The sequence below is a fragment of the Stenotrophomonas sp. YJH_SMC_110 genome (genome assembly GCF_059369255.1).
Map to the genome: position 1 here is coordinate 241,061 of NZ_JCAFSM010000003.1, position 20,605 is coordinate 261,665.

20 protein-coding genes are annotated in these 20,605 nt (G+C 65.8%); 9 read left to right on the plus strand and 11 right to left on the minus strand.

The features are described from left to right. Window positions 1-7: 7 nt before the first annotated feature. The 3 genes from pilW to ndk are packed head-to-tail and all read right to left on the minus strand — an operon-like array spanning window position 8 to window position 2,421. Window positions 8-793, minus strand: a complete 786-nt coding sequence (pilW, locus tag AC5P6H_RS08275) for a type IV pilus biogenesis/stability protein PilW (RefSeq protein WP_041863329.1) — start codon at window positions 791-793, stop codon at window positions 8-10. Further along, window positions 780-1,985 (minus strand): dual-specificity RNA methyltransferase RlmN, encoded by a 1,206-nt coding sequence (gene rlmN, locus AC5P6H_RS08280; protein ID WP_005409296.1) that lies wholly within the window; start codon window positions 1,983-1,985, stop codon window positions 780-782. The genes pilW and rlmN overlap by 14 nt, the downstream gene beginning before the upstream one ends. A gap of 10 nt (window positions 1,986-1,995) precedes the next feature. Further along, window positions 1,996-2,421, minus strand: coding sequence for a nucleoside-diphosphate kinase (gene ndk, locus AC5P6H_RS08285; RefSeq protein WP_005409295.1), 426 nt, complete (start codon window positions 2,419-2,421; stop codon window positions 1,996-1,998). A 361-nt stretch (window positions 2,422-2,782) separates the two neighbouring features. Here ndk and AC5P6H_RS08290 point away from each other — a divergent pair, with 361 nt between their 5' ends. The 3 genes from AC5P6H_RS08290 to AC5P6H_RS08300 all read left to right on the plus strand — a co-directional run bounded on the left by AC5P6H_RS08290 (window position 2,783) and on the right by AC5P6H_RS08300 (window position 7,131). Then, complete coding sequence (locus AC5P6H_RS08290) at window positions 2,783-3,436, plus strand: TetR/AcrR family transcriptional regulator (protein ID WP_014646856.1); 654 nt, start codon at window positions 2,783-2,785, stop codon at window positions 3,434-3,436. Window positions 3,437-3,475: 39 nt separating this feature from the next. Further along, on the plus strand, window positions 3,476-5,848 hold the full coding sequence (locus tag AC5P6H_RS08295) for a 3-hydroxyacyl-CoA dehydrogenase/enoyl-CoA hydratase family protein (RefSeq protein ID WP_049440713.1): 2,373 nt from the start codon (window positions 3,476-3,478) through the stop codon (window positions 5,846-5,848). 74 nt (window positions 5,849-5,922) lie between these two features. Continuing rightward, window positions 5,923-7,131, plus strand: coding sequence for an acetyl-CoA C-acyltransferase (locus AC5P6H_RS08300; protein ID WP_495202513.1), 1,209 nt, complete (start codon window positions 5,923-5,925; stop codon window positions 7,129-7,131). A gap of 474 nt (window positions 7,132-7,605) precedes the next feature. On the opposite strand, the gene galU is transcribed toward AC5P6H_RS08300, so the two are convergent. The 8 genes from galU to cmk all read right to left on the minus strand — a co-directional run bounded on the left by galU (window position 7,606) and on the right by cmk (window position 15,892). Beyond that, on the minus strand, window positions 7,606-8,484 hold the full coding sequence (gene galU / locus AC5P6H_RS08305; protein ID WP_032960751.1) for a UTP--glucose-1-phosphate uridylyltransferase GalU: 879 nt from the start codon (window positions 8,482-8,484) through the stop codon (window positions 7,606-7,608). Further along, window positions 8,481-10,394, minus strand: coding sequence for a polysaccharide biosynthesis protein (locus tag AC5P6H_RS08310; RefSeq protein ID WP_014646852.1), 1,914 nt, complete (start codon window positions 10,392-10,394; stop codon window positions 8,481-8,483). Before AC5P6H_RS08310 ends, galU begins: the two co-directional genes overlap by 4 nt. 3 nt (window positions 10,395-10,397) lie before the next feature. Then, complete coding sequence (locus tag AC5P6H_RS08315; protein ID WP_227864448.1) at window positions 10,398-11,387, minus strand: MraY family glycosyltransferase; 990 nt, start codon at window positions 11,385-11,387, stop codon at window positions 10,398-10,400. Window positions 11,388-11,390: 3 nt separating this feature from the next. Beyond that, window positions 11,391-12,569 carry a lipopolysaccharide assembly protein LapB gene (gene lapB / locus AC5P6H_RS08320; RefSeq protein WP_014646850.1) on the minus strand — a complete coding sequence of 393 codons (1,179 nt, stop codon included), beginning with the start codon at window positions 12,567-12,569 and terminating at the stop codon, window positions 11,391-11,393. Window positions 12,570-12,575: 6 nt separating this feature from the next. Continuing rightward, a complete protein-coding gene (locus AC5P6H_RS08325) occupies window positions 12,576-12,860 on the minus strand; it encodes a LapA family protein (protein ID WP_014646849.1) in 285 nt (94 codons plus the stop codon). A gap of 77 nt (window positions 12,861-12,937) precedes the next feature. Continuing rightward, window positions 12,938-13,243 carry an integration host factor subunit beta gene (locus AC5P6H_RS08330; protein ID WP_005409286.1) on the minus strand — a complete coding sequence of 102 codons (306 nt, stop codon included), beginning with the start codon at window positions 13,241-13,243 and terminating at the stop codon, window positions 12,938-12,940. An 87-nt stretch (window positions 13,244-13,330) separates the two neighbouring features. Next, a complete protein-coding gene (rpsA, locus tag AC5P6H_RS08335) occupies window positions 13,331-15,016 on the minus strand; it encodes a 30S ribosomal protein S1 (RefSeq protein ID WP_005416230.1) in 1,686 nt (561 codons plus the stop codon). 198 nt (window positions 15,017-15,214) lie between these two features. Beyond that, window positions 15,215-15,892 (minus strand): (d)CMP kinase, encoded by a 678-nt coding sequence (cmk, locus tag AC5P6H_RS08340; RefSeq protein ID WP_014036894.1) that lies wholly within the window; start codon window positions 15,890-15,892, stop codon window positions 15,215-15,217. A 197-nt stretch (window positions 15,893-16,089) separates the two neighbouring features. On the opposite strand from cmk, the gene ykgO reads away from it, so the two are divergent. The 6 genes from ykgO (at window position 16,090) to AC5P6H_RS08370 (ending at window position 20,585) form a co-directional block, all read left to right on the plus strand. Beyond that, window positions 16,090-16,215, plus strand: coding sequence for a type B 50S ribosomal protein L36 (gene ykgO, locus AC5P6H_RS08345; RefSeq protein WP_005409283.1), 126 nt, complete (start codon window positions 16,090-16,092; stop codon window positions 16,213-16,215). Window positions 16,216-16,390: 175 nt separating this feature from the next. After that, window positions 16,391-16,690, plus strand: a complete 300-nt coding sequence (locus tag AC5P6H_RS08350; protein ID WP_227837998.1) for a hypothetical protein — start codon at window positions 16,391-16,393, stop codon at window positions 16,688-16,690. Window positions 16,691-16,729: 39 nt separating this feature from the next. Then, on the plus strand, window positions 16,730-17,767 hold the full coding sequence (locus AC5P6H_RS08355) for an agmatine deiminase family protein (protein WP_014646848.1): 1,038 nt from the start codon (window positions 16,730-16,732) through the stop codon (window positions 17,765-17,767). A gap of 160 nt (window positions 17,768-17,927) precedes the next feature. Beyond that, entirely contained in the window at window positions 17,928-18,815 is an 888-nt protein-coding gene (locus AC5P6H_RS08360) for a carbon-nitrogen hydrolase (protein WP_008267821.1), read from the plus strand. A gap of 14 nt (window positions 18,816-18,829) precedes the next feature. Then, window positions 18,830-19,360 (plus strand): GNAT family N-acetyltransferase, encoded by a 531-nt coding sequence (locus AC5P6H_RS08365; RefSeq protein WP_014646846.1) that lies wholly within the window; start codon window positions 18,830-18,832, stop codon window positions 19,358-19,360. Window positions 19,361-19,364: 4 nt separating this feature from the next. Then, window positions 19,365-20,585, plus strand: a complete 1,221-nt coding sequence (locus AC5P6H_RS08370; protein WP_014646845.1) for a TraB/GumN family protein — start codon at window positions 19,365-19,367, stop codon at window positions 20,583-20,585. The last annotated feature ends 20 nt before the right edge of the window (window positions 20,586-20,605 follow it).

Consider the following 20,605-nt stretch of genomic DNA (forward strand, 5'->3'; position numbering starts at 1 on the left):
CCTGGAGTTAGGAGCCCGCGTCCTGCGGAAATTCCTGTCGAATCCGCTGCAGATAACGATCAGATGCCGCCCGATCGCCCAGCTTCACTTCGATTTGAGACGCAAGTTGTAACACGGAACGCGTTGCGGGTGCAGCCGCAATCCTACGTTCGGCGAAGGCCCGGGCCTCCATGTAGCGGCCCTGGCGGTAGCTTAGCTGGGCCATCGACTCCAGCGCGACCGGGTTGGCCGGGGCCGCCACGAGCGCGGCACGCAGGTCGCGTTCGGCACGTTCAAGCTGGCCCGCATCCAGTGCGCAGCTGCCGGCATTGGCCTGGGCTTCGCCCGGGGTGGCATAACCCGGCGCCTGCAACGCGCGGTCGAACCAGACCAGCGATTCGGCCGGCTGGCCCTGCTGGCACAGCCAGGCACCGTAGTTGTTGAGCACGTCGCCGCGCTGCGGCGCCAGTTCGGCGGCCTTGCGGAAGTTCTCGCCGGCCTGGCGGGTGCGGCCACGACGGTCATCGATGCCGGCCTGCAGCACCAGCGCATCGGGCGCCTCGGGCGCCAGCTTCAGTGCTTCGCGCACCTTGCGCTCGGCGGCATCGAGATTGCCGACCTGCATGTCGCGGGTCGCCAGCGTCAACAGGTCGCGCCAGCGCACTTCGCGCCGCACGCTTTCCGGGTCACCCACCGAGTAGACCGGCGCCTGGCTCGGACCGAGCTTGGCCTTGGGATGGGATTTGCAGCCGCCGACCGCAACGGCCAGCACGCCTGCGAGAAGCGCCAGCCAGAGGCGGTCAGGCCGCGGCATCGCTCCCCTTCCCCGCCTGCAGCGTCTTGTTGAACTCCGCCTGGCGGCGGGTGCGGTCCATCACCTGGCCCTTGAGCTGGCCACAGGCGGCGTCGATGTCGTCGCCACGGGTGCGGCGGACCATGGTCAGCACGTTGCTGTCGAGCAGGATCTTCTGGAAGGCGCGGATGTGCGCTTCTTCCGAACGCTCGTAGCGGGTGCCCGGGAACGGATTGAAGGGAATCAGGTTGACCTTGCCCGAATCCTTGGCCTGCACCGCGTTGTCGAACTGGCGCATCAGGCGGGCCAATTCGCGGGCATGCTCGGGCTTGTCGTTGATGCCCTTCATCAGGGTGTATTCGAAGGTGACCGATTCGCGGCGCTTGTTGGCGCGCAGGTAGCGTGCGCACGAGGCCATCAGCTCGGCGATCGGGTACTTCTTGTTGAGCGGCACCAGGGTCTCGCGCAGCGCATCGTTCGGCGCATGCAGCGACACTGCCAGCGACACGTCGCTCTCGGCGGACAAGCGGTCGATCTGCGGCACCAGGCCGGAGGTCGACAGGGTCACGCGCTTGTTGGCCAGGCCGTAGCCCAGATCGTCGCGCATCACGCTCATGGCGCGCACGACGTTGTCGAAATTCATCAGCGGCTCGCCCATGCCCATCATCACCACATTGGTGAGGCGGCGCATCTGGTGCGGCACGTTGCCCAGGTGGCGCGCGGCAACCCACACCTGGCCGATGATCTCGGCAGTGGTCAGGTTGCGGTTGAAGCCCTGGGTGGCGGTGGAGCAGAACGTGCAGTTCAGGCCGCAACCGACCTGCGAGGACACGCACAGCGTGCCGCGGGTCTTGTCCGGGATGTACACGGTCTCGATGGCGTTCTTGCCATCCACGCCCATCGCCAGCAGCCACTTGTGGGTGCCGTCGGCGGAGGGCTTGTCGAACACGATGTTCGGAACCAGCACCTCGGCATGGGCCTGCAGCTTGGCGCGCAGGACCTTGCCGAGGTCGGTCATTTCATCGAAATCGGTGACGTAGCGATGGTGGATCCACTTCATCACCTGATGGGCACGGAACTTCTTCTCGCCGAGAACCTCGACGAAGAACTTCTCCAGGCCCGCGCGATCGAGGTCGAGCAGGTTCTGCTTGCCAGCCGTGGGTGCCGACTTCGGCAGCGGCTGGATGGCGGGGGACTGTACGACCTCGTTCACGGCATTACTCTCAGCGCGAAACGACTTCGGTGGCGGCGAAGAAGTAGGCGATTTCAATCGCGGCATTCTCGACCGAGTCCGAGCCGTGGGCGGCGTTGGCATCGATGGATTCGGCGAAGTCGGCGCGGATGGTGCCCGGCGCGGCTTCCTTCGGGTTGGTGGCGCCCAGCAGGTCGCGGTGGGCCAGGACGGCGTTCTCGCCTTCCAGGGCCTGGATCATCACCGGGCCGGAGATCATGAACTCGACCAGCGCGTTGAAGAACGGACGCTCGCGGTGCACGGCGTAGAAGCCTTCGGCTTCACGGCGCGACAGCTGCTTGTACTTGGCGGCCACGACCTTCAGGCCGGCCTTCTCGAAGCGGGCGTAGATTTCGCCGATGACGTTCTTGGCAACGGCGTCCGGCTTGATGATCGAAAGGGTGCGCTCCAGCGCCATGGGATGTCTCCAATGGAATCGGGCCGCTGATGGCCCGAAGGGTAACATGAAAAAAACCCGCGTCGGGACGCGGGCTTAGCCTGATAAACGTAGGCGAATTGTAAAAGATAAAGCGCTGGCGTGGTAGTGCCGGTCGCCGGCCGGCAAACCCTCATGGCAGGGGTCAGATCCCCACAGGGGCTCTGACCCCATTCCGGGCCCAGTGTCGGGGTCGGAGCCCCTGCGGGGATCCGACCCCTACCCCATTCACCCAGCTGAGTGGATTCTGACCGTCCGGGCCATTTTTGCTGCACTGCAAAATGCCATACGCTACCGTCTGGTCCTAGTATCAAACAATCGTTTGATTAAGGTCCGCCCGCCGATGGCCAAACCCGCCCACTTCTCGACCAAGGACCGCATTCTCGGCGCGGCCGAGGAGCTGTTCGCACAGCACGGCTTCGCCGGCACTTCGCTGCGCCAGGTGACCAGCCAGGCCGACGTCAACATCGCAGCGGTCAACTACCACTTCGGCTCCAAGGAGAACCTGGTCAACGAGGTGTTCCGCCGCCGCATGGACGAGATGACCGGCGCCCGCCTGTCGCAGCTCGAACGCGCCCGCAGCGAACATCCCGGGCAGCTGCGCCCGGTGCTGGCCGCGTTCGTCGAGCCGGCATTGGCGCTGGCCCAGGACCGCCAGAACGGCGGTGCCTTCGTGCGCGTGATCGCCCGCGCCTACGCCGAGAAGAACGACAACCTGCGCAAGTTCCTGTCCGACCACTACGGCCATGTGCTGCGTGCGTTCGGCAAGGCCATCGGCGAGTGCGTACCCGACCTGAGCAAGGAAGAGCTGTACTGGCGCCTGGATTTCCTGGCCGGCTCGCTCACCTATGCCATGGCCGACTTCGGGCTGATCAAGCGTCCCGCCGGTGTCACTGAAGCGGCGCATCGTGCCCATGCCGCCCACGAACTGATCCATTTCGCCGAAGCCGGGTTCCGCGCCGCCGCTCGCGCCAGCGCCCTGCCCGCTTCCCTTTGATTCCACCCAGTAACTGCTGACCAACAAAGGCCCTACACCATGTCCAATTCCCTGCTAGTCCGCCGCGCCGCCGTGCTGGGTGCCGGCGTCATGGGTGCCCAGATCGCTGCCCACCTCACCAACGCTGGCGTCGACACCGTGCTGTTCGACCTGCCCGCCAAGGAGGGTCCGGCCGACGGCATCGTGCTGAAGGCGATCGCCAACCTGGGCAAGCTGAGCCCGGCACCGCTGGCCAGCAAGTCGCTGGCCGAAGCCATCACTCCGGCCAACTACGAGTCCGGCCTGGAGCAGCTGAAGGACTGCGACCTGATCATCGAGGCCATCGCCGAGCGCATGGACTGGAAGCAGGACCTGTACAAGAAGATCGCGCCGTTCGTGGCCGACCACGCGGTGCTGGCCTCCAACACCTCGGGCCTGGGCATCAACAAGCTGGCCGACGTGCTGCCCGAGCAGCTGCGCCACCGCTTCTGCGGCGTGCACTTCTTCAACCCGCCGCGCTACATGCACCTGGCCGAGCTGATCCCGGCCACCACCACCGACGCCGCCGTGCTGGAAGGCCTGGAAGAGTTCCTGGTCACCACCCTGGGCAAGGGCGTGGTGTACGCCAAGGACACCCCGAACTTCATCGGCAACCGCATCGGCGTGTTCTCGATCCTGTCCACCATCCACCACACCCAGCAGTTCGGCCTGGGCTTCGATGAAGTGGACGGCCTGACCGGTCCGCTGGTCGGCCGCCCGAAGTCGGCCACCTACCGCACCTCCGACGTGGTCGGCCTGGACACCATGGCCCACGTCATCAAGACCATGGGCGACACCCTGCCGAATGACCCGTGGCATGAATTCTTCAAGTCGCCGAAGTGGCTGGACGCGCTGATTTCCAAGGGCGCGCTGGGCCAGAAGACCGGTGCCGGCATCTTCCGCAAGGTCGGCAAGGACATTGTGGTGCTGGACCTGGAGAAGCAGGACTACCGTCCGGCCGATCGCGCTGCCGCGCCGGAAGTGGTCGAGATCCTGAAGATCAGGAACCCGGCCGAGAAGTTCGCCAAGCTGCGCGAGAGCCAGCACCCGCAGGCGCAGTTCCTGTGGGCGACCTTCCGCGACCTGTTCCACTACAGCGCCTACCACCTGGCCGACATCGCCGAGACCGCGCGCGACGTCGACCTGGCCATCCGCTGGGGCTACGGCTGGTCGCTGGGCCCGTTCGAGACCTGGCAGGCCGCCGGCTGGAAGCAGGTGGCGCAGTGGATCGCCGATGACATCGTCGCCGGCAAGAGCATGAGCAATGCCCCGTTGCCGGATTGGGTGTTCGATGGCCGCGATGGCGTGCATGCCGCCGAAGGCAGCTACAGCCCGTCGCGCAACGCCAAGCTGCCGCGCTCGTCGCTGCCGGTGTACCAGCGCCAGCGCTTCCCCGATCCGCTGCTGGGCGAGACGTTCGCGCCGGGCGAGACCGTGTTCGAGAACGACGGCCTGCGCATGTGGCACGACGGTGATGGCATCGCCGTGGTCAGCTTCAAGACCAAGATGAACACCGTGTCCGACCAGGTGCTGGACGGCCTGCAGGAATGCGTGAGCCGCGCCGAGAAGGACTTCCAGGGCCTGGTGATCTGGCAGCAGAAGGAACCCTTCTCCGCCGGTGCCGACCTGGCCGGTGCCCTCGGCCTGCTGCAGGCCGGCAAGGTCGACCAGTTCGAAGAAATGGTTGCCAACTTCCAGCGCACCAGCCAGCGCATCAAGTACTCGCTGGTGCCAGTGGTGGCTGCCGTGCGCGGCCTGGCCCTGGGTGGCGGCTGCGAGTTCCAGATGCACAGCGCCAAGACCGTGGCCTTCCTGGAAAGCTACATCGGCCTGGTCGAGGCCGGCGTCGGCCTGCTGCCGGCCGGTGGTGGCCTGAAGGAACTGGCCGTGCGCGCCTCGCAGGCCGCGGGCCCGGGCGGCGACGTGTTCGCCGAACTGAAGAAGACCTTCGAGACCGTGGCGATGGCCAAGGTGTCCAACTCGGCGGTCAACGCCAAGGAACTGGGCCTGCTGCGCAGCACCGACAAGGTGGTGTTCAACAGCTACGAGGCCCTGCACATCGCCAAGGCCGAAGCACGCGCCCTGGCCGAAGCGGGTTACCGCCCGCCGCTGCCGGCACGCCGCATCCAGGTGGCCGGTGACGTGGGTATCGCCACCTTCAAGATGATGCTGGTCAACATGCTGGAAGGCCGCTTCATCAGCCCGTACGACTACGAGATCGCCGAGCGCATCGCTACCGTGCTGTGCGGTGGCAAGGTCGACCGCGGCACCCTGGTCGACGAAGAGTGGCTGCTGACCCTGGAGCGCAAGCACTTCGTCGAACTGGCCCAGCAGGAAAAGACCCAGGCCCGCATCGCGCACATGCTGAAGACCGGCAAGCCGCTGCGTAACTGATCGCCCATCCCTGCTTCCGGTGGGTGCCGACCGTTGGTCGGCACTCCGGCTAAAAAATTCAAGAGATCACTGCAATGACCAAGCAAATCCAGGACGCCTACATCGTCGCCGCCACCCGTACCCCGGTTGGCAAGGCGCCCAAGGGCATGTTCCGCAACACCCGCCCCGACGACATGCTTGCGCACGTGCTGCGCAGCGTCGTCGCCCAGGCCCCGGGCGTGGACGTCAACCGCATCGATGACGCCATCATCGGTTGCGCCATGCCGGAAGCCGAGCAGGGCATGAACGTGGCCCGCATCGGCGTGCTGCTGGCCGGCCTGCCGAACACCATCGCCGCACAGACCGTGAACCGCTTCTGCTCCTCCGGCCTGCAGGCCGTGGCGCAGGCCGCCGACGCGATCCGCCTGGGCAACGCCGACCTGATGCTGGCCGGCGGCACCGAGTCGATGTCGATGGTGCCGATGATGGGCAACAAGATCGCCATGGCGCCGAGCGTGTTCGACAACGACCACGTTGCCATCGCCTACGGCATGGGCATCACCGCCGAGAAGGTCGCCGAAGAGTGGAAGGTCTCGCGCGAAGACCAGGACGCCTTTGCCCTGGCCTCGCACCAGAAGGCCATGGCCGCGATCCAGAACGGCGAGTTCAACGACGAGATCAGCCCGTACGAGATCGTCTCGCACCTGCCGGACCTGGCCGACGGCCAGCGCATCATCACCCGCAACAAGATCGCCGACACCGACGAAGGCCCCCGCCCGGACTCCTCGGCCGAAGGCCTGGCCAAGCTGCGCCCGGTGTTCCGCAACGGCCAGTTCGGCGGCACCGTCACCGCCGGCAACTCGTCGCAGATGAGCGACGGCGCCGGCGCCGTGCTGCTGGCCTCGGAGCAGGCGATCAAGGATTACGGCCTGACCCCGCTGGCCCGTTTCGTCAGCTTCTCGGTGGCCGGCGTGCGCCCGGAAGTGATGGGCATCGGCCCGATCGCCGCGATCCCGAAGGCACTGAAGCAGGCCGGCCTGACCCAGGATCAGCTGGACTGGATCGAGCTCAACGAAGCCTTCGCCGCGCAGTCGCTGGCGGTGATCCGCGATTGCGGCCTGGACCCGGCCAAGGTCAACCCGCTGGGCGGCGCGATTGCCCTGGGCCACCCGCTGGGTGCGACCGGCGCGATCCGTACCGCAACCCTGCTGCACGGCCTGCGTCGTCGCCAGCAGAAGTACGGCATGGTGACGATGTGCATCGGCACCGGCATGGGTGCGGCGGGTATTTTCGAGGCGCTGTAAGGTTCAAGGCGTTGCCTCGTTGGGCTTCATGGCGTGGGTCGGGTTGGCAGGGCTGCCCGGGACACGCCGTGAACCCTTCCATGGGGCTCGATGGCGCCATCCATGGCGCCAACGGTCCCGGGCAGCCCTGCCAACCCGGCCATTCCAGCCTCCCCGCGGCGGAGGGATGAGCAAAGGCAGGGTCAAAGGCTGGGGTCAGATCCCTTTGCTGCGCAAAGGGATCTGACCCCAACCCACGAAAAAAGGCAGCCAGTGGCTGCCTATTTGCTTTTGCTTCTGCCTTTGATTCCGCCCTTCCCGTCCGCGTCACACGGAAACTGTCGAGAGGGGGCGGATGGCCCTCTCCAAAACCGTTGGCGCCATGGATGGCGCCATCGAGCACCATGGAAGGGCTTTGGCGTGCTTTGGAGAGGGCCATCCCCCCTCTCCCCCACGTATCAATCAAGGCGCCGCACGGAGCGCTTGATAAAACCCTTATTCCGCCAGCATCGCCGCCAGCTTCTCCCGCGCCGGGCCAGCCAGCTTCGGGTTGTCCAGCGCGAAGCGGATCGTCGCCTCCACCAGACCCAGGTGCGTGCCGCAGTCGAAGCGGGTGCCCTCGAAACGATAGGCATCGACTTCTTCGGTCTTCAGCAGCTCGGCAATCGCATCGGTCAGCTGGATCTCGCCGCCGGCACCGGTCTGGGTCTGTTCCAGCAGCTCGAAGATCTTCGGGCTGAGCACGTAACGACCCACCACCGCCAGGTCGCTCGGCGCGTCCTCCGGCTTCGGCTTCTCGACGATCTGCGAAATACGGCCCTTGCGGCCATCGAACGCGTCGGTGGCGACGATGCCGTAACTGGCGGTCTTATCGTGCGGCACGTCTTCAACCGCGATCACGCTGGCGCCACTGGCTTCGTTGAGGTCGGCCATCTGCTTCAGCGCGCCCGCACCGCGGTTCCAGATCAGGTCGTCGGGCAGCAGTACGGCAAACGGCTCGTCACCGATCACCGACCTGGCACACAGCACCGCGTGCCCGAGGCCCAGCGCCTCGGCCTGGGTCACGAAGATCGCGCGCACACCATTGGGGAGCACGTGCCGGATCAGTTCCAGCTGCTCCTGCTTGCCAGCGCGCTCAAGCTTCTGCTCCAGCTCGTACGCCTTGTCGAAATAGTCGGCAACGGCGTGCTTGTAGCGGTTGGTGATGAACACCAGCGTGTCACAGCCGGCTTCGATCGCCTCATCCACCGCGTACTGGATCAGCGGCCGATCAATGATCGGCAGCATCTCCTTCGGCACAGTCTTGGTTGCTGGCAAAAAACGCGTCCCCAATCCTGCCACCGGGAAAACTGCTTTGCGAATTCGCTTGCTCATTGGTGCCTGTTGGCCTCACGTGCCGGAAAAGGCACGACTTTAGCGGATGAAATGTAAGCATCCTGTTCGATTGGCGAGAATTCCGGCATCGTCGCAAACAGGATTTCCTGGATGCGGGCGGTGTCGTAGCTGGCAATCGCCTCGCGCAGGCGCGGAACGTTGCCCAGCACCAGGTCGCGCGAGAACGTACGCACGCCGGCTTCAAGAATCTTCGGGTGCGCGGTGGAGCGGTAATCTTCGTCCGAATAGAACAGCGTCTCGTGCAGCTTCTCGCCCGGACGCAGGCCGGTATAGATGATCTGGATGTCCTTGTACGGCTGCTTGCCGGTCAGGCGGATCATCTGTTCGGCGAGCACGCGGATCGGCACCGGCTCGCCCATGTCGAGGGTATAGATCGCACCATGCGACGCCGATGCGGCCGCCTGCAGGATCAGCTGGCAGGCCTCGGGAATGGTCATGAAGTAGCGGCTGACTTCCGGGTCGGTGACCGTGACCGGGCCACCGCGCAGGATCTGCTCGCGGAACAGCGGCACCACGCTGCCGGCCGACGCCAGCACGTTGCCGAAGCGCACCGTGACAAAACGGGTATGCGTGGACTTCTGGTCCAGGCTCTGGCAGATCATCTCGGCGTAGCGCTTGCTCGCGCCCAGCGCATTGACCGGGTCGACCGCCTTGTCGGTGGAGATGAACACGAAATGCTCCACGCGGGCTTCCAGGCAGGCGCGCGCGACGTTCTCGGTCGCCAGGATGTTGTTGCGCACTGCTTCACGCAGCTGGCGTTCCAGCACCGGTACATGCTTGTAGGCGGCCGCATGGAAAGCGGTATCGACGGGGTGCAGCGACAGCGCGTGGCGGATCACCGCTGGGTCACCGCAGTCGCCCAGCACCGCCTCGATCTCGACATCGGGGAAGCTGCGACGCAGCTCGCCCTCGATGGTCAGCAGCAGCAGCTCGCTGATCTCCAGCAGGATGATGCGACCGGCACCATGCCGCGCGCACTGGCGGCACAGCTCCGAGCCGATCGAACCACCGGCGCCGGTAACCATCACGGTGCGCCCACCCAACCAGCCGCGGATCAGGTTCCAGTCCGGCATGATCGGCTTGCGCCCCAGCAGGTCCTCGATCGCCACTTCCTTCAGCTGGCCCGGCAGCGACTGGCCCTGCAGGATGTCACTGAGCTTGGGCACGGTACGGAACGGCACGCCGGTGCTTTCGCAGATCGCGACGACGCGCTGCATGCCTGCGGCGTCCAGCGACGGCATGGCAATGACCAGCAGCTTGGCAGCGGTCTCGCGGACCACCGTCGGCGCGTCATCCAGCGTGCCCAGGATCGGCAGGCCCTGCAGCTTGGCACCCCGCAGGTGCGGTGCATCGTCGAGCAGGCCGACCGGCTCGAAGTTGCCGGAGCGGCGCAGGTCGCGCACCAGGGTCTCGGCCGCCTGGCCGGCGCCGAGGATCAGCACGCGGCGGGCGCTGGAATCGGACTGCAGTGCCTGGTAGTCCTTCCAGGCGCGGTACAGCAGGCGCGGCGCGCCGAGCAGTGCCGACAGCGCGAACGGGTAGATCACCAGCACCGACATGGGTACGCCGTCGAAGCGCTTCCACATCAGCACCAGGATGATGGCCACCATGCCGATGAAGCTGGCCTTGAAGATGTTCAGCAGGTCGCTGACGCTGGCAAACCGCCACAGGCCGCGGTACAGGCCCACGCGCCAGAACACCAGGCCCTGCAGCAGCAGGACCAGGGTGGTATCGACGTTCCACAGGGGCAGCGCCGGGGCGTTGGGCAGGATCGAGTAACGCCCTGCATGGAGCAGCTGCCAGCATGCCCAGACCATGAAGAGGTCGTGGCAGACGATGGCCGAACGCGGCATCAGGCCGAGGATTCTGTCCCGCCAGGGTGAAGCCATAATTCAGGTAATTCCTTGTCGGTGGCGCATTCCATTGCGCAGGAGGAGCCAGAGGACGCTCAGCGCGATGAACCACGCGATCGCCACGACAGCCTCCCACCTCGGCTGCAAATCGGAGCAGACATTGAACACTGTAATACTGAACAGACCCAAAGCAAAGTACATCCCTGTCACCTGCGGGTGACTGGCTCCTGCCTGCACCGCGCGCTGGTAGACATGCTGGGTGTGGGGTTCCATCCAGCGTTGTCCGGAAATGATGCGCGCCAGCAGTGTGAAGCCCGCGTCCACGAGGAACGGCGAAACCGGTACCAGCAGCAGGATCCAGTTGATATCGGTACGCACGCTGGCGATCGCCAGCACCACTGCGACCGCATACCCCAGCGCACCGCTTCCGACATCGCCCATGAAGATCCGGGCGCGAGGGAAGTTGAACGGGAGGAATCCAAGGCAGGCCAGGCCCAGCGCCACGGCGGCCAGTGAATAGGGCCACGGCAGCACCGGCGCCAGCCCCAGCATCGCCACGACGGCCTGGCTGGCGGCGATGCCATTGATGCCGTCCATGAAGTTCCAGATGTTGATCAGCGACGCGGTGAACAGCAGCACCAGCACCGCCAACAGCCAGCTGCCACCATTCACCTTGACCAGGCCGGCCAACAGCGCTGCGGCGATGAAATGCACCAGCAGGCGACGCATCGCCGGCAGGGGCTTGTGGTCGTCCCACCAGCCGATACCGGCCACCAGCACCAGCCCAAGGCTGGCCACCAGCACCGTCGGCGTGCTTTCGGGCCAGGCCCAGATGGCCACGCCGGCGGTCACCAGCAGGCTGATGACGATGGCGATGCCGCCACCGCGCGGGGTGGCAACGCTATGGCTGCGACGCTCGCCCGGCTGGTCCATCAACTGCTGGCGCAGTGCATAGCCCCGCGCAGCCCAGGTCAGCAACGCACTGAGCAGGGCGAGCCCCAGCAGCGCGCCCATCACAAGCCAGGGCATGGATCAGAGCACCGCGTAGTTCAGCAGCGGCTTGACCGTCCCCCACTCCTTGCAGCTCGGGCACTGCCAGTGGTGGGTACGCGCACCGAAGCCGCAGCGCGTGCAGCGATAGGCCGGGTTGCGCACCAGCAGCTGGTCGGTGATGTGCTTGAGGTCATGCAGGGTGGCGGTGGAATCGGCTCCCTCGGCGAGGGTCAGATCGATCAGCGCGGATTCGCCACGTACCGACGGGCGATCCTTGAGCTGGCGACCGAGGTAGGCACGGGCCGGCGCCACACCTTCCTGCTCTTCCATCAACCGGGTCAGCGCCAATACCGGGGCGATGCCGCGGTAGTGCTCGGTCATCTCCGACAGGAACGCGCGTGCACCTGCCAGATCGCCGACCCTGCGATAGTTCTGCATCAGTGCCGGCAGCAGTTCCGGCAGGTATTCGGGGTCGTTGCGCGCGGCGCGCTCGAAGGCGCGCACGGCGGCCTCTGGATTGCCCGCGTCGGTTTCCAGCCGGCCCTCGATGATGCCGGCGCGCACCGACATCGCGTCGGCCTGGTAGGCGCGGGCGATCGCTGCCCTCGCCTCTTCCAGCTTGCCGGCGCCACGGAAACGTTCGGCCAGTTCGCATTCGAACTGTCCGATCAGCTTGCCCATCGGCTCGCCGGTGACGTCCTCGAAACGGGTCGCGTTGTCGATCGCCTTTTCCCAGTCGCGCTCGGCCTGGTAGATGCCGATCAGGTGCTTGAGCGCCTGCGGTGCGCGCTGATCCAGCTGCGCCAGCTCGGTGAACACGGTCTCGGCACGGTCCAGCAGGCCGGACTTCATGTAATCCTCGCCCAGCGCCAGCAGGGCCTGCACGCGCTGTGCATCACTGAGGTCGTGGCGGTTGACCAGGCCCTGGTGCAGGCGGATGGCGCGGTCGACTTCGCCGCGGCGGCGGAACAGGTGGCCCAGCGCGACCTGGGTCTCGAAGGTTTCCTTGTCCAGCTCGGCGATGTGCAGGAACAGCTCGATGGCCTTGTCCGGCTGCTCGTTGAGCAGGTAGTTCAGGCCACGGAAATAGGTGCTCGACAGGCGGCTGACCTGGCTGTCACCGTGGCGTTGACCACCGCGCCGCCCGATCACCCACCCAGCCAGGGCGGCCAGCGGAACGAACAGGAAGAACCAGAACCACTCGGTGACGAAATCCATCTTCGATCAGCGTCCATCAAAAGATTGAGGGGAAGCAACCGGTGCCGGCGTGGCGGCAGCGGACTTGTTGGCGCGGCGCAGCTGGCTGTAGAGCGGAATGACCACGCTCACCAGCACCAGGCCAGCGCCAACGATGACGCCGATCAGCAACGCGGCAATGATGGCCACGCCGACCGAGGTCTTAAGCTGGGTGAACAGCAGGTTGATGGTCATCTCGTCCATGTTCATGGCACCGATGATCAACCCAAGAATGAGTACCGCCAGCAGGACCAGCAGACGAAAAACCTTCATGCGACAGCTCCAGTGGCAGGAGTCCGTAGCTTATCCGACTCGCGGCTGGATTCGCACGCGGTGGCGCGACGGAAGGCTCAGGCCGGATCGGCGTCCAGCGGCAGCACACTGCTGACCCGCTCGCGCAGTTCCTTGCCCGGCTTGAAATGGGGGACATGCTTGCCCGGCAGGGCAACCGATTCGCCGGTCTTCGGGTTGCGACCCAGGCGCGGCGGACGATAGTGCAGCGAGAAGCTGCCAAATCCACGGATTTCGATGCGATCCCCGGCGGACAGCGATCCGCCCATCATTTCCAGCAACGACTTCACCGCCAGATCGACATCATCGGCCTTCAGGTGCGCCTGGCGGCGCGCAAGGATTTCGATCAGTTCGGATTTGGTCATTACCGGCTCACATCAGGGGCATCTCAGCCTGAAACGGCCCGGGCAATGCCCGGGCCGTCCAGGAAACAACGAAAAGCGTAAGGCCGATTACTCGGACTTGTTGCCGTTCAGCTGTGCACGCAGCAGCGCGCCCAGCTGGGTGGTGCCGCTGGAAGCCGAAGAGGACTGGTATTCCTCCAGCACTTCGCGCATTTCCGCGTCGTCCTTGGCCTTGATCGACAGCTGCAGGGTACGGCCCTTGCGGTCCATGCCCACGAACTTGGCTTCGACCTTGTCGCCGACCTTCAGGTGCTGGGTGGCGTCGTCAACGCGCTCGTTGGCGATGTCGCGGGCCGAGACGTAACCTTCGATGCCGTCAGCCAGCTCGATGATCGCGCCCTTGGCGTCGACTTCCTTCACCACGCCTTCAACCTTGGAGCCCTTCGGATTGGCAGCCATGTACTGGCCGAACGGATCCTGCTCCAGCTGCTTCACGCCCAAGGAGATGCGCTCGCGCTCCGGATCGACAGCCAGGACGACGGCGTCCAGGGTATCGCCCTTCTTGAAGTTGCGAACGACGTCTTCGCCGGTGGTGTTCCAGCTGATGTCGGACAGGTGGACCAGGCCGTCGATGCCGCCGTCCAGGCCGATGAAGATGCCGAAGTCGGTGATCGACTTGATCTGGCCCGACACCTTGTCACCCTTCTTGTGGGTGGCAGCGAAGGTTTCCCACGGATTGGCGGCAACCTGCTTCATGCCCAGCGAGATACGGCGACGCTCTTCATCGACGTCCAGCACCATCACTTCGACTTCATCACCAACCTGGACAACCTTGGACGGGTTGACGTTCTTGTTGGTCCAATCCATCTCCGAGACGTGCACCAAGCCTTCGACGCCCGGCTCGATCTCAACGAACGCACCGTAATCGGTGACGTTGGAGACCTTGCCGAAGACGCGGCTGTTGGCCGGGTAACGACGGCCGATGTTGTCCCACGGATCCTCGCCCAGCTGCTTCAGGCCCAGCGAAACGCGGTTGCGCTCGCGGTCGAACTTCAGCACGCGGACGTCCAGCTCGTCGCCGACGTTCACGACTTCCGACGGGTGACGCACGCGCTTCCACGCCATGTCGGTGATGTGCAGCAGGCCGTCGATACCGCCCAGGTCCACGAACGCGCCGTAATCGGTCAGGTTCTTGACGACACCCTTCAGGATCGCGCCTTCCTGCAGCTTGTCCATCAGCTGCTCGCGCTCTTCCGAGTGCTCGCTTTCGACGACAGCGCGGCGCGAGACCACGACGTTGTTACGCTTGCGGTCCAGCTTGATGAGCTTGAACTCGAGTTCCTTGCCTTCCAGGTAGGCCGGATCGCGCACCGGGCGCACATCGACCAGGGAACCCGGCAGGAAGGCGCGGACATCCTTGATGTCCACGGTGAAACCACCCTTGACCTTGCCGCTGATGCGGCCGGTGATGGTTTCGTTCTTTTCCAACGCTTCTTCCAGCTCGTCCCACACCATCGCGCGCTTGGCCTTCTCGCGCGACAGGACGGTTTCGCCGAAGCCGTTCTCGATCGAGTCGAGGGCGACCTTGACGATGTCGCCTTCGGCGACGTCGATTTCGCCAGCGTCGTTACGGAACTGTTCGATCGGCACGATGCCTTCGGACTTCAGGCCAGCGTTGATCACCACGACGTCGCCGCGGACTTCAACAACGGTACCGCTGACGATGGCGCCCGGCTTCAGCTTGGCCAGATTGGCCTGGCTGGCTTCAAACAGTTCGGCAAATGATTCGGTCATTAGATTTACTCTGTTGGACACATGGGTCGGTGGCGTCCCCTTCAGGGGAATGGCGACCGCCCGCCTGTTGGTCGACCCCGGAAACGCAGGTCGTGTGTAGTAGGAAAACCGCCACGCATCATTGCGCGACGGAGCTGGTACAGCACTGCTATGCGCGACCACCGCCGATGCTGCTGGCAGCGCTCCCGCGCGAACGGATCAGGCAGCCGGAACCGGAAGCAGATCCATCACTCTGGCAACGACATCATCGATGCCGATGCCTGTGGTGTCGATGAGGACAGCATCGTCTGCCGGCTTCAGGGGCGCCACGGTACGCTGGGCATCACGGGCGTCGCGGGCCATGATCTCGCGCAGGAGGTCATCAAAGTTAACAGAAACCCCCTTGTCTTTCAACTGCTTATGCCGGCGCTCGGCGCGCTCCTCGGCACTGGCGGTCAGGAAGACCTTGTAGGAGGCGTCCGGGAAGATCACCGTGCCCATGTCGCGGCCGTCGGCGACCAGGCCCGGCAGCTCCCTGAATGCGCGCTGGCGCTCCTTCAGGGCAGCGCGGACCTCGGGAATGGCGGCAATGGCCGAGGCCAGCGCACCGGTGGTCTCCAGGCGCAGCTCGTCGGTGGCATCGGTGCCGTTGACCATGACCCGCATGGCATCGCCCTGCTCGACAAACTGAACGTGGGTGTCGAAGGTGCAACGCACCAGCGCCGAGGCGTCGGAGGTATCGATGTCGGCCCAGCTTGCGGCCACGCCCACCGCCCGGTACAGCGCGCCCGAATCCAGGTAATGCCAGCCCATCCGGCGCGCGATGATGCGGCTGATGGTACCCTTGCCGGCCCCGGATGGGCCGTCGATGGTCAGGACGGGAGCGAGTGGATTCATGGGGGTCCCAGAGCGTGTGAAGAGGCCATTCTAGCCCCTGCCAGACGCCCCCAGCGGGATCTTTTGTGCAACCACTTGAAACCACGAGGAAAAGCCCGGTAGAATGGCGGGCTTGAACGAGCGTCAACTGCCGATTGTCTTTCGCATATCGCGGCCACGCTCCACCCGAACAACTACTGTTTACGCCGAGGTATGCCATGAAAGTCCTGTCCTCCCTGAAGTCGGCGAAGGCCCGTCACCGTGACTGCAAGGTCGTGCGTCGTCGTGGCAAGATCTTCGTCATCTGCAAGTCGAACCCGCGTTTCAAGGCGCGTCAGCGCTAAGCCTCACAGCCTTCCGGCTGCGGCTGGCCCTACGCGGGGCCGACCCCATGCAAGAAACCGCCTTCGGGCGGTTTTTTGTTTATGCGGCTTTTTCCTGCCGTTTTTGCTGTAATCGCCTTTCTTGACCACTGGGGAGTAGATCGAGATGAAGCGTTACCTGTCCGCCCTGGCCGTGATGGCCACCCTGGCCGCCGCCACACCGGCACTGGCCGATACCCTGCTTGTCGACCGTGCCCGCGAGAAGCCGGCCGGTGCCCTGCCCGTGCGCGGCCAGAGCATGCAGCAGGTGCAGGCGCAGTTCGGCGCGCCCAGCGAGCAGCTGCAGCCGCGTGGCGGGCAGAAGCGGCAATGGCCGACCATCAACCGCTGGGTGTACCCGCAGTTCACCGTCTACTTCGAGAAGCAGAAGGTGATCGACGTGGTGGCCAACCAGGCGGACCCGAACGAAATCGGCCCGAAACCGCCGATCCGTTGATCCCATTACCCGCCGTGGGCGGGCCTGTGTAGCGAGACCATGAACCAGACCCTTCGTTTTCCTGCCGAGTGGGAAGCCCAGAGCGGCGTCCTGATTGCCTGGCCCACCGCCGATACCGACTGGGCTGACCGCCTGGGCCAGGTGGAAGAGACCTACATCGCCCTGGTCGCGGCCATCACCCGCTTCCAGCCGGTGCTGATCTGCGTGGCCGACGACGATGTGGAGACCTACGCCGAGATGCGGCTGCGCTCCAACCGCATCGACATGGACAAGGTCCACTTCACCACGGCGGCCTACGACGATACCTGGCTGCGCGACTCCGGCCCGATCACCCTGCGCCGTGCCGACGGCGGCTTCCAGCTGCTGGATTTCCGCTTCACCGGCTGGGGCGGCAAGTTCGACGCCACCCTGGATGACCAGCTGGTGGGCGTGCTCGACCAGGCCGGCGTATTCAACGATGCGCCGGTCCGCAGCATTCCGTTCGCGCTGGAAGGCGGCGGCATCGAGACCGACGGTGAAGGCACCCTGCTGACCACCTGGAAGTGCCTGCACGAGCGCCACCCGGACCGCGACCGCGCCAGCCTGAGCGCCGACCTGGCCGACTGGCTGCAGCAGGACCGCGTGCTGTGGCTGGACCACGGCTACCTGGAAGGCGACGACACCGACGCGCACATCGATACCCTCGCCCGCTTCGCCTCCGCTGACAGCATCGTCTACCAGGCCTGCGACGACGAGAGCGACTCGCATTACGCCGAACTGCAGGCGATGGGCAATGAGCTGGCCGCGCTACGCACCAGGGATGGCCAGCCGTACCGCCTGTTCCCGCTGCCGTGGGCCCGGCCGGTGATCGACGAAGGCCGTCGCCTGGCTGCCTCGTACGCCAACTACCTGATCGTCAATGGCGCGGTGCTGATGCCGGCCTATGGCGACCCGGCCGATGACCTGGCCCGCGACGTGCTGGCACAGGCGCACCCGGGCCGAGAGATCGTGCAGGTGCCCTGCCGCTCGCTGATCTGGCAGAACGGCAGCCTGCACTGCATCACCATGCAGCTGCCGGCTGGGCTGTTGAAGGCGTAACGGTCGTGCCGGCCGCTGGCCGGCAACCCTGCAATGCCTGATGGATCCACGGGATTGCCGGCCAGCGGCCGGCACTACCCGCTGCGCCATTCAGCGCGCGACACGCCGTCGCCGCCCATCCGCGCTAACATGCTGGTTTTCCCCCGCAGGAACGCCCCGCATGAACTCGCGCAGCCCCCTTACCGTCGCCCTGATCCAGGAGCGCAACCACGGTGATGCCGCCGCCAACCTGGCGGTGATCGAAGCACGCGTGGCCGAGGCGGCTGCGCAGGGTGCCAAGCTGGTGCTGCTGCAGGAACTGCATAACGGCCCGTACTTCTGCCAGCACGAATCGGTGGACGAGTTCGACCTGGCCGAGCCGATTCCGGGCCCGAGCACCGAGCGCCTTGGCGCGCTGGCGAAGAAGCATGGCGTGGTGCTGGTCGGCTCGCTGTTCGAGCGCCGCGCTGCCGGGCTGTACCACAACACCGCCGTGGTGTTCGAGAAGGACGGTACGCTGCTCGGCAAGTACCGCAAGATGCATATCCCGGACGACCCGGGCTTCTACGAGAAGTTCTACTTCACCCCGGGCGACATCGGCTTCACGCCGATCGACACCTCGGTGGGCCGCCTGGGCGTGCTGGTGTGCTGGGACCAGTGGTACCCGGAAGCGGCGCGCCTGATGGCGCTGGCCGGCGCCGAGCTGCTGCTGTATCCGACTGCGATCGGCTGGGATCCGGACGACGTGCAGGACGAGAAGACCCGCCAGCGCGACGCCTGGGTGCTGAGCCATCGCGGCCATGCGGTGGCCAACGGCCTGCCGGTGCTGAGCTGCAACCGCGTCGGCCACGAGGCCTCGCCGCTGGGCGCGTCGGGCATCCAGTTCTGGGGCAACAGCCACGTGCTCGGCCCGCAGGGCGAGTTCCTGGCCGAGGCCGGCACCGAGGCCACCGTGCTGCTGTGCGACGTCGACCTGCAGCGCAGCGAGCACGTGCGCCGCATCTGGCCGTTCCTGCGTGATCGCCGCATCGATGCCTACGGCGACCTGCTCAAGCGCTACATCGACTGAGCCGGAGCCCGCGCATGGCCGTCCTCATCCGTGATGCCGGCCCGGCCGACATCGACGCGATCACCGCGATCTACGCGGTGGAAGTGACCGACTTCGTCAACACTTACGAGTACGACATTCCGGACGCGTCCGAGATGCTGCGCCGCATGCGCGACATCATCGACCGCGGCTTCCCCTACCTGGTCGCCGAGATTGACGGCCAGGTGGCCGGCTATGCCTACGCCAACACCTACCGCACCCGCGTTGCCTACCAGTGGACCGTGGAAAACTCGGTCTACGTCGATGCCGCGTTCCAGGGCAAGGGCGTCGGCACCGGCCTGCTGCAGGCGTTGATCGACGCCTGCGTGGCGCGTGGCTACCGGCAGATGGTGGCGGTGATCGGCGAACCGACCAATACCGCTTCAATCAAGCTGCACGAACGCTTCGGCTTCGAGCTGGTCGGCGTGTTCCGTGGCCTCGGCCGCAAGCATGGCCGCTGGCTGGACACCGTGCAGATGCAGCGCGCGCTCGGCGATGGCGCCGACACCGCACCTTCCAATGAATGAACCCATGACCGAAACCCTTCCCGAGACCGGTGACGACCTGTTCGCCGGCCAGCCGGTGCGCGTCGTCGAACGCGACGGCGTGCGCTACACCCTGCTGGGCACCGCCCATGTCTCACGCGCCAGCGTCGAGGCGGTGGAGAAAGCCATCGACAGCGGTCGCTTCGACGCCGTGGCCGTTGAACTGGACCCGCAGCGCCTGCAGGCGCTGAGCGACCCGGACACGCTGGCCAAGCTCGACCTGGTCGAGGTGATCCGCAAGGGCCGCGTCGCCCTGTTCGCCGCCAACCTGGCCCTGTCCGCCTACCAGCGCCGCCTGGCCGAACAGCTCGACATCGAGCCGGGCGCGGAACTGAAACGCGCGGTGGAACTGGCGCGCGAACGCGACCTGCCGGTGCACCTGATCGACCGCGAGGTCGGCCTGACCTTCCGCCGGGCGTCGCAGCGGCTTGGGTTCTTCGGCAAGCTGAAGCTGGTTGCCGGGCTGGGCGCCGGCCTGTTCTCGTCCGAGGAAGTGGGCGAGAACGAGATCGAAAAGCTCAAGCAGGGCGACATGCTGGAATCGAGCTTCGGTGAGTTCGCCAGCGAGAGCCCGGCGCTGTACGAAACCATCATCGGCGAGCGCGACCGCTACATGGCCACGCGCCTGCGCGAGGAGCACACCCCGCAGCAGCGTGAAGTGCTGGCGGTGGTCGGTGCCGGTCACCTGGCCGGGCTGGCGCGCTACCTGGAAACCGATACCGAGGCACCGGCGCCGCTGCGCGCCGAGCTGGAGGCGGTGCCGAAGAAGCGCAACATCCCGTGGTTCACGCTCGGCATCCTGGCGATCGTGGCGACCGGCATCGGTGTGGGCTTCTACCGCGGCGGCCTGGGCGTGGGCACCGAGCTGTTGGCGACCTGGGCAATGTATACCGGCGGCCTGGCGGGCCTGGGCTGCCTGCTGGCAGGCGGTCACCCGCTGAGCATTCTCACCGCGATCGCGGTGGCCCCGTTCAAGCCGTTCCGCCTGAGCATCCCGACCGGCGCATTCTCGGCGCTGGTGGAAGCGCGCCTGCGCAAGCCGGCCTACGAGGACTTCCTGAAGCTGCGCGACGATGCGCAGAGCCTGAAGGGCTGGTACCGCAATCGCGTTACCCGCGTGGTGCTGACCTTCATGCTGACCAACATCGGCAGCATGCTCGGCCTGTGGCTGACCACCTTCAAGGTGTGGGGCAAGGTGGCGGGGTAAGCCTCTCAACCGGCCACAGA